Annotated in this window: 5 protein-coding genes and 1 pseudogene; all 6 read left to right on the top strand. The window is 29.0% G+C overall.

Annotated elements, in window-relative coordinates:
• The first annotated feature begins 76 nt into the window (after positions 1 to 76).
• The 6 genes and pseudogenes from I6E15_RS03015 to I6E15_RS03040 all read left to right on the top strand — a co-directional run bounded on the left by I6E15_RS03015 (position 77) and on the right by I6E15_RS03040 (position 8,303).
• Positions 77 to 3,712 (top strand): hypothetical protein, encoded by a 3,636-nt coding sequence (locus I6E15_RS03015; protein ID WP_235244146.1) that lies wholly within the window; start codon positions 77 to 79, stop codon positions 3,710 to 3,712.
• A 39-nt stretch (positions 3,713 to 3,751) separates the two neighbouring features.
• Entirely contained in the window at positions 3,752 to 5,671 is a 1,920-nt protein-coding gene (gene thrS, locus I6E15_RS03020) for a threonine--tRNA ligase (RefSeq protein WP_235244147.1), read from the top strand.
• 67 nt (positions 5,672 to 5,738) lie between these two features.
• Positions 5,739 to 5,924: pseudogene (locus tag I6E15_RS03025) on the top strand (PLP-dependent transferase); the annotation flags it as partial.
• An 85-nt stretch (positions 5,925 to 6,009) separates the two neighbouring features.
• Positions 6,010 to 6,954, top strand: coding sequence for an IS30 family transposase (locus tag I6E15_RS03030; RefSeq protein WP_235244149.1), 945 nt, complete (start codon positions 6,010 to 6,012; stop codon positions 6,952 to 6,954).
• Between the two features lie 137 nt (positions 6,955 to 7,091).
• Positions 7,092 to 7,859 carry a threonine/serine ThrE exporter family protein gene (locus I6E15_RS03035; RefSeq protein WP_235244151.1) on the top strand — a complete coding sequence of 256 codons (768 nt, stop codon included), beginning with the start codon at positions 7,092 to 7,094 and terminating at the stop codon, positions 7,857 to 7,859.
• A complete protein-coding gene (locus I6E15_RS03040; RefSeq protein ID WP_235244154.1) occupies positions 7,860 to 8,303 on the top strand; it encodes a threonine/serine exporter family protein in 444 nt (147 codons plus the stop codon).
• The last annotated feature ends 196 nt before the right edge of the window (positions 8,304 to 8,499 follow it).

An 8,499-nucleotide genomic window follows, 5' to 3' on the forward strand; every position in this document is an offset into this window, starting at 1 on the left:
GCAAAATTCTATTAAAAACAGATTAAGTATGATATAATTCTATAAGAAATAAAAAATAACTCAAAAGGGGATTTTTATGAAGAAGAGATATTATTTAATATTGGCTCTTGCCTTAATCGGTATGAAATCTCTTGGAAATCAAAATACCAACCCTGCTGAAAATGAAGTTGAGATTGACTTAAATTCTGGTCAAATTCAAGCAACTCAAGGTTTGGATATTAACTATGGAGATGCTACTCTTAAGGTCTTTGATGCTACTAGAGATGAGAAGAAAGAAAAATTCTTTATCAATGATGATTTTGTACTTTCTACAGATCGTTTCTCTGGTAATTTTAGAATCGAGGCAAAAAGTGCTGAGCTTTCTACTAACTCAAAAGATGGAGTTTTTGGGGAAAGTTTTAGCTGGTTTGAGGTAGGAGATGTCACGGGAGCTGAAAAACCAAATGATAAAATATATTTTGGTGGAAAGAAAACAATCTACAAAGATGACATAATAAAGGTTGAAGATGCTTGGCTTACTACTGACCCAAAAGTAAATACAAATAGAGATAGAAAAGATTTAGGATATTATCTAACCCTAGATAGTATTTTAATAGAACCTGATAAACAAATAACTTTAAAAGGTGCTGATTTATATATCCAAGATTTTGATGTTATGCCATATAAATTCCCTTGGTTCCGTTTTAATATAAGAAATGGATCAAAAGTTCCTTTATTCCCAGAATGGGGAACTGATGAAGATTACGGTTGGAATATCTCTTGGGGTACTCTTTATGAATCTACTGATAATAAATTTAGAGGTGGATTTGCTCCAAAATTTGGAGATACAATGGGTATTCTTGTAGGAAGATGGGAAAACTGGTATAAATTTGATAAAATCGGTGAATCAAAATTAAATGTTACAGATTTTCTTGTTTGGAAAAAAGATGATGACAACGTAAAAGATGAAGCTGGAAGAGAGGACGAAAGTTTTAACGACAGATGGGACGTTGAATACACTCATAAATATGAGGGAGAAAAAGGATATTTTGATTTTGGTTTCCAAAGTTTAACTTATAATATGAATGAGGCATTAAAAGATGTACTAGAAGATTATGATGCTGAGAGAAGATTTGATTATGTAGATGAAAAAGGAAATCTAGTAAAAAAACCTTTAGGGCAACTTCCTGATATGGGTGGACACTCTAATTTCTATACTCTTAACACATCTTTAAAAGAGCTTGGAAAAAATAAAGATATAACTCTTGATGCAAAAGTAAAACTTACAAGTGATAAAGAGATATATAAATATATAGTTTCTGATGAAATAGATGGAATGGGATTTACTTCTCAAATAGATAATGATTTATTCTCAAATGTAAAACTAACACAAGATAATGATAAATATAGTTTCTCAAGTTACTATAATTATTTATATGATTTGGACAAAGGTTCAAATATAAATGATGATAGAAGTAGAGGAGAAGATTTTGGATTTGGATTTACTGATAAAGAGAGAAAAGTTTCTTTATACTTTGATGAAGTAAATGGAGATAAATTTAGAAAGCTTAACTCTTGGGAAAGGAATCCAGATAAAAAATTATCAGATGAGATAATTGAGGGATTAAATATTTCTTATACTCCTTGGACAGTGGCAGAGTATGATGAATATAACTCACAAAATTATGGAGCAAGTTTTGGAGAGTATGACTTTGTAGGAGATACAGAGATAAAACTTTCTTTTAACCACAAATATAGTGAGAAAAAATTAAATACTCAAAATGACCCATTTAGAAGAGAAGTTTTTGGAGATAATAGAGTAAGCCAATACAATAGATTTGAAGATACTATTTATGAAGAAGTAGAAGAAAATAAAATTTCTTCAACTATCTATCATGATTGGTTTGATACAACTTTCTTCGGTGGTACTTATAAAGAAACTATTGAAACTAGAGAGGGAAGTTATAAAGGAGAAAGTCAAATTTATTTGAATGAATCAGATTTCTATGGATTAGGACTTTCTAAAAATGATATTTCTTTAGGAAAACTTGGAACCATTGACATTAATGGAAATGTTAGAAGAGATGAATTTTCTAAGGGAGAACAAAATCTAGAAGGAAAATTAAAAGAAACAATTAATGACGATACTCTTACAAAATATGATGGAACTATCTCTCACAAACTAGAGTTTGGTAAGGAAAATGAAAATATACTTACTGTTTCTGGTGTAGGATATTCATATGATGGAGAAAAATCTCAAGAGTATGGAAGAGTTATTAATAAAGATAATAGTTTAAAAGTTGCTGATGAATTTAAAATAAAAACTGGAAAACTTGAAACTTCTTATAAGGGAGAAGTTGAAAAAAGAGAAAAAGCTATAAATGATGAAAAATCATTGGAAAGTTTAAAAAATACATTGGATTTCAGTTATGATGATAAAAAATTAGCATCATTCTATTATAATGAATCTGATAGATACTCTTTTAAAACTCCATATTCTTTTGGAAATGATAATGAAACTTACAATGATTTATCAAATAAAGATTTTGGTGTAACTTTCTATGCTGGAAATCACGAATTTTATTATAAAAACCAAAGTATAGATAATTTTGCAAGAGATATAGACCTATCTTACTATGTTAGAGAAAATGGAAAAGATATATTAAAACCAGCTTATTTTAATGGATTAGATGAAGAAATAAGAGAAAATATTTATGGATATTCTTACTCTTTTGCAAAAGATAAAAAATTAACTTTACAATATACTGAGGGTAAAGATAAAGCTTGGTTAGATTCAAGAGAAGTTATCGATATTAAAAATAGACTTTATACAGTGGCATATCAACAGGGAACAGAAGTTCAACATATGATAAGTACAACTTATGGAGATTATCAAGGAAATTATGTAGCAAATGCTTATGAAAATATCGACACTACTAAAATGAACACAGATTATAATAGTGATATTATATCTTTATCATATAGTTTCAAAGATAAAAGAATGTCTCAAGAAGAGTTAAAATATTATGCTGGTAAAGAGTTTGGAAAAAATCCAGGTGAAGTAACTCCAGCTGATATTTCTAGAGTTAGAGAAATTTTTGAAAGAAATGAAGAAAGAACAACAGCATTTAATCTTGGAAAATCTATCGATAACAGAATAAATTATTTTGGAGATTACAAAAGAAGTTTAAACTTAAATCTATCTCTTGAAAGAGCTAAAGCAGATTATGCTCCAAGTGATTATTGGGACGCATTAAAAGAGTTTAAAGCAAGTGTTTTCTATTCTCAAAAGAGAATCGGACTTGGTTATATTTTCTCAGAAGAGGCTAATATAAATTCTCAAGGAGAAAGAGAAGTAACTGAGAGAGAACACGAATTTAGTTTCCACGCAAAAATCGGTAAACCAAGTGAAGGTTGGAGAACAAAAATGTATATCCAATTCTATGATGATGTAAAAGGACAACGTGCTGAAGGAGTAGACGCTTTTATTGATGAGGCTGGTATTGAAATCGGTAAAGAGATGGGATACTATGAATGGTCTGTTGCTTACATAAGAGATTACAACTTAGGAACAAGAGATTATGAATGGAAAACAGCTCTTCAATTTACTCTTCTTACTTTCCCTGATAATAAAATATTTAGTATTGGTGCTAAAGATGATAGAGGAGAAGACGGTAAACTTAAAGCAGATGGTTCAATCTTCAGTGGAATAAAAGTTGAAGATATAGAATAATAAAAAATAAAATTATTGAAATAGATAAAGGAGAAAAATATGAAAGTAGAATTAATGGACGGAAGCATAAAAGAATTTGAAAAAGCAGAAAATATGTTTGTCATAGCTAAATCTATAAGCAATTCTTTAGTAAAAAAATCTGTCGCAGCAAAAGTAGATGGAGAATTAAAAGATATGTCTTATGTTTTAGATCACGACGCAAAAGTTGAGTTTGTAACTTCTGATACTGAAGAGGGAGAAGAAATCATAAGACACTCAGCAGCTCACTTAATGGCTCAAGCTGTTGTTAGATTATTCCCAGGAACAAAAGTTACAATAGGGCCTGCTATTGAAAATGGATTCTATTATGACTTTGACTCAGAAGAACAATTTACTCCAGAAGATTTGGAAAAAATTGAAGCTGAAATGAAAAAAATAGCTAAAGAAGATTTAAAAATAGAAAGAGTTATGATGTCAAGAGACGAAGCTATAAAACACTTTGAAGAATTAGGAGAAATCTACAAAGTAGAAATCATAAAAGATATAGCTAAAGGTGATGAATTATCTTTCTACAAACAAGGTGAATTTATGGACCTTTGTAGAGGACCTCACGTACCATCAACTTCTCATATAAAAGCTTTCAAACTAAAATCAGTTGCAGGAGCTTATTGGAGAGGGGACGCTAAAAATAAAATGCTACAAAGAATTTATGGATTAGCATTCTCTAACAATGATAAATTAAAAGATTACTTAGTATTCTTAGAAGAAGCTGAAAAAAGAGATCACAGAAGACTTGGAAAAGAATTAGAATTATTCTTCGTAAGTGAATATGGACCAGGATTCCCTATATTCTTACCAAAAGGAATGGTTCTAAAAAATACTTTAATAGATTTATGGAGAAGAGAACATAAAAAAGCTGGATATGTAGAAATCCAAACTCCAACAATGCTTAATAAAGAACTTTGGGAAACTTCAGGACACTGGTTCAACTATAGAGAAAATATGTATACTACTTCAATAGATGAAACAGATTTCGCTATAAAACCAATGAACTGTCCAGGAGGAGTTTTAGCTTATAAAAATAAAATCCATTCTTACAAAGATTTACCAGAAAGAGTTGGAGAATTAGGACACGTACATAGACACGAATTTTCTGGAGCTCTACACGGACTTATGAGAGTTAGAGCATTCACTCAAGACGATGCTCATATCTTTATGACTCCAGACCAAATCGAAGATGAAATTATAGGAGTAGTTCAACTTATAGATAAATTCTATAGAGGAATCTTTGGATTTGACTATTCAATAGAATTATCAACAAAACCAGAAAAAGCTATCGGAGCTCAAGAAATTTGGGATAAAGCAGAAGCAGGATTACAAGGAGCTTTAGAAAAAATAGGAGTTCCTTATAAATTAAACCCTGGAGATGGAGCTTTCTACGGACCAAAATTAGACTTCAAAATTAAAGATGCTATCGGAAGAACTTGGCAATGTGGAACAATCCAATTAGACTTCAACTTACCAGAAAGATTTGATATTCACTACATCGGTGAAGATGGAGAAAAACATAGACCAGTAATGATTCACAGAGTTGTTTATGGATCAATCGAAAGATTTATCGGAATCTTAATAGAACACTATGCAGGAGCTTTCCCTATGTGGTTAGCACCTACTCAAGTAAGAATTTTAACTCTTAACGATGATGTAGTTCCTTATGCAAAAGAAGTAAAAGCTATGTTAGAAGCTCGTGATATAAGAGTAGAACTTGACGACAGAGCAGAAACTATCGGATATAAAATCAGAGAAGCTAATGGAAAATATAAAATACCTATGCAACTTATTATAGGTAAAGCTGAAGCTGAAAACAGAGAAGTTAATATAAGAAGATTTGGAGAAAAAGATCAAAAAACTATGAAACTTGATGAATTTATTCCATATGCTGTTGATGAAGCTACTTTAAAAATAAAAGAAACTAAATAATAAAATTGATAGAGGGTGCAAATTAACATCCTCTATTTTTTATGGAAAAATATAAATTTTATTATTAATAAAAAGTGTTGTACATTTGGGAGATTCAAGAACTTGTGTTTTACACCCCGCAAGTACAACTCATAGACAACTGACAGAAGAAGAACAAATAAAAGCTGGGGTTTTACCTGAAGCTATCAGAATAAATGTTGGAATAGAAAATATAGAAGATATTTTAAATGATATGATAAGTTGTAAAATATAATGCGACAAAAAGAAAAATATAAAAACTCATAACTATTCGTGTAAAATATTAATAACCACAAAAATACAACACGAAAGGATTAGTTATGAGTCATAAATATCTTACCATAAATGAAAGAAATAAGATAGAAGTTTTACTAAAAGAAAATTATTCTGTTAATAAAATTTCTAAAATCATTGGTGTTCATCGTTCTACTATTTATCGTGAAATTAAAAGATGCCATTCTGTATATGATGCTTCTATTGCACAAAAAGATTTTTTATCAAACTCTAAGAAAAAAGGTAGAAATTTAAAAGCCTGTAAAAATTTAATTTCTTTAATCCAAAATAGATTAAAAAAGACTTGGTCTCCTGAACAAATAATTGGAAGAGAATTAAAGGGTAAATTAGCTTTTAAAATGATTTACAACTGGATTTATTCTGGGATTATTAAAATTGAATTAACTCATTTAAGAAGAAAAGGAAAGACTAGAAAACCACGAGAAACTAGAGGAAAACTTAATATTGGAAGTTCTATAGATAAACGTCCAAAACATATAAAAACTAGGGAAGAATTTGGACATTGGGAACTTGATACAGTAGTATCTTCTCGTGGAAAGAGTAAAGGCTGCTTAGCAACATTTGCTGAAAGAAAAACAAGATTTTACATAGCGATAAAAATCTCTGATAGAAGCAAAACATCTATGTTACAAGCGATAAAGAAATTGATGTCTTATTATCCTAAAGAAGCACTAAAAAGCTTTACCTCAGATAGAGGAAAAGAATTTGCTTGTTGGAAAGAAGTTGAAAATATGGGAATTCCATTTTATTTTGCAGATGCATACAGTGCTTGGCAAAGAGGAACAAATGAAAATAGTAATGGATTATTGAGAGAGTTTTATCCAAAGAAAACAGATTTAGCAAAAATATCAGAAAAAGAATTAAAAAAGGTCTTAAACTTAATAAATTCAAGACCTAGAAAATGTTTAAACTATGTAACAAGTGGAGAAAAATTTTTATACGAATTAGAAAAATTAAAAATGTCGCAATAAATATTGCAATTTATCATATAAAAAAAGGACTTGAGAACATATAACTTACAAAAAAGAGTGTTACAAAACAAAAAAATGTAGCATTCTTTTTTATTTATGTTATAATCAGTGTATGATAAAAATATGGGGGATTTATTATGAATGATAAAAAAAGGGAGAATAGAATTTTATCGCTTGCTTGTCTGACAGGGAGAATTCTTTTACAAAATGGTGCTGAGATTTCTAGGGTTGAAAATTATGTTTGTAAAATTATAAATTTTTATGGGCTAAATCCACAATGTTTTGCAACATTGACTTGTTTGATAATTACTCTTAAAAATTCGGATGGAGAGGTTATATCAGTAATAGAAAGAGTTAACTCAAGAGATACAAATCTTAATAAAGTTTATAAAATTCATACTTTAGTAGAAAATCTTTCTAAATATAGTCTTGAGGAGTTAGAAAATATTCTTATAGGAATTGAAAAAGAAAAATCATACTCCTTTCCTATAAAATTATTGGGAAATTGTTTAGGAGCTGGTTTTTTTACTTTTCTTTTTAAGGGAAATTTTTCAGAATTTTTGGTGGCATTTTTTTGTGGAATTTTAATATCTGTTGCTTGTAAAATTACTGCTAAGATGAAACTAGGATTATTTTTTACAAATTTGATATGTGGGACTATATCATCAGGAGTAGCTTGTTTATTTTTATATTACAGATTTATAGATGATGTTTCTATTCCAATAATTTCTACACTTATGCTTTTAGTTCCAGGAGTGGCTTTTATAAATTCAATAAGAGATCTATTTTCTGGAGATTTGGTTACAGGCTTTTCAAGACTTGGTGAAGTGATAATGATAGGTTCTGCCATAGCCATAGGTTCAGGAATATCTTTAAAATTACTTTTAAATTTAGGAGGTGTTTAAATGGTGTTTCAAATTTTTTCAGCTGTGATAGTAACTTTTGGATTTGGTATAATATTTAATATAAAAAATAAAAATCTTTTTTATACAAGTATAGCAGGTGGTTTAAGTTGGGCAACTTATCTTTTTAGTAGTGAGCTAGGTTATTCCGATGGAATAGTTTATTTTATAGCAACTTTTGTAACAGCTATTTTTTCAGAGAGTGTATCAAGAAAAATTTCAACTCCTATAACAAATATTTTGATAGCTTCTTTAATTCCATTAGCACCAGGAGGTGGAATTTATTATACTATGTATAATCTTTTAGATAAAAATTATGATTTAGCTTTACAAAAAGGAGTGGAGACATTTATAATTGCAGGGGCAATGGCAATGGGAGTTTACGCAGGTTCTACAATTTTTAGGTTATATGATAATTTAAGATTATTGATTAGTAAAAAAAATTAATATATTATACATTTAGAATTTATATGAAAAGATTAGAAAAATAATCTAATCTTTTCATTAATAATTGACAAAAATTTTATAAATTATACAAAAAAGTATTATAAAATTTATAATTTGTGAGCCTGTGAAAAAGATTCTGTAAATTAAATAATACTAACTTTTAATAGCTTTCTATGATAAAATTAATATCATAGGA

This window comes from Fusobacterium perfoetens, assembly GCF_021531475.1.
In the GTDB taxonomy this organism is placed as follows: Bacteria; Fusobacteriota; Fusobacteriia; order Fusobacteriales; family Fusobacteriaceae; genus Fusobacterium_B.

Bases quoted from the DNA above. Each gene is read 5' to 3' on its own strand.
- I6E15_RS03040 (WP_235244154.1), top strand. From the start codon at position 7,860: ATGGTGTTTCAAATTTTTTCAGCTGTGATAGTAACTTTTGGATTTGGT.
- I6E15_RS03035 (WP_235244151.1), top strand. From the start codon at position 7,092: ATGAATGATAAAAAAAGGGAGAATAGAATTTTATCGCTTGCTTGTCTG.
- thrS (WP_235244147.1), top strand. From the start codon at position 3,752: ATGAAAGTAGAATTAATGGACGGAAGCATAAAAGAATTTGAAAAAGCA.
- I6E15_RS03030 (WP_235244149.1), top strand. From the start codon at position 6,010: ATGAGTCATAAATATCTTACCATAAATGAAAGAAATAAGATAGAAGTT.
- I6E15_RS03015 (WP_235244146.1), top strand. From the start codon at position 77: ATGAAGAAGAGATATTATTTAATATTGGCTCTTGCCTTAATCGGTATG.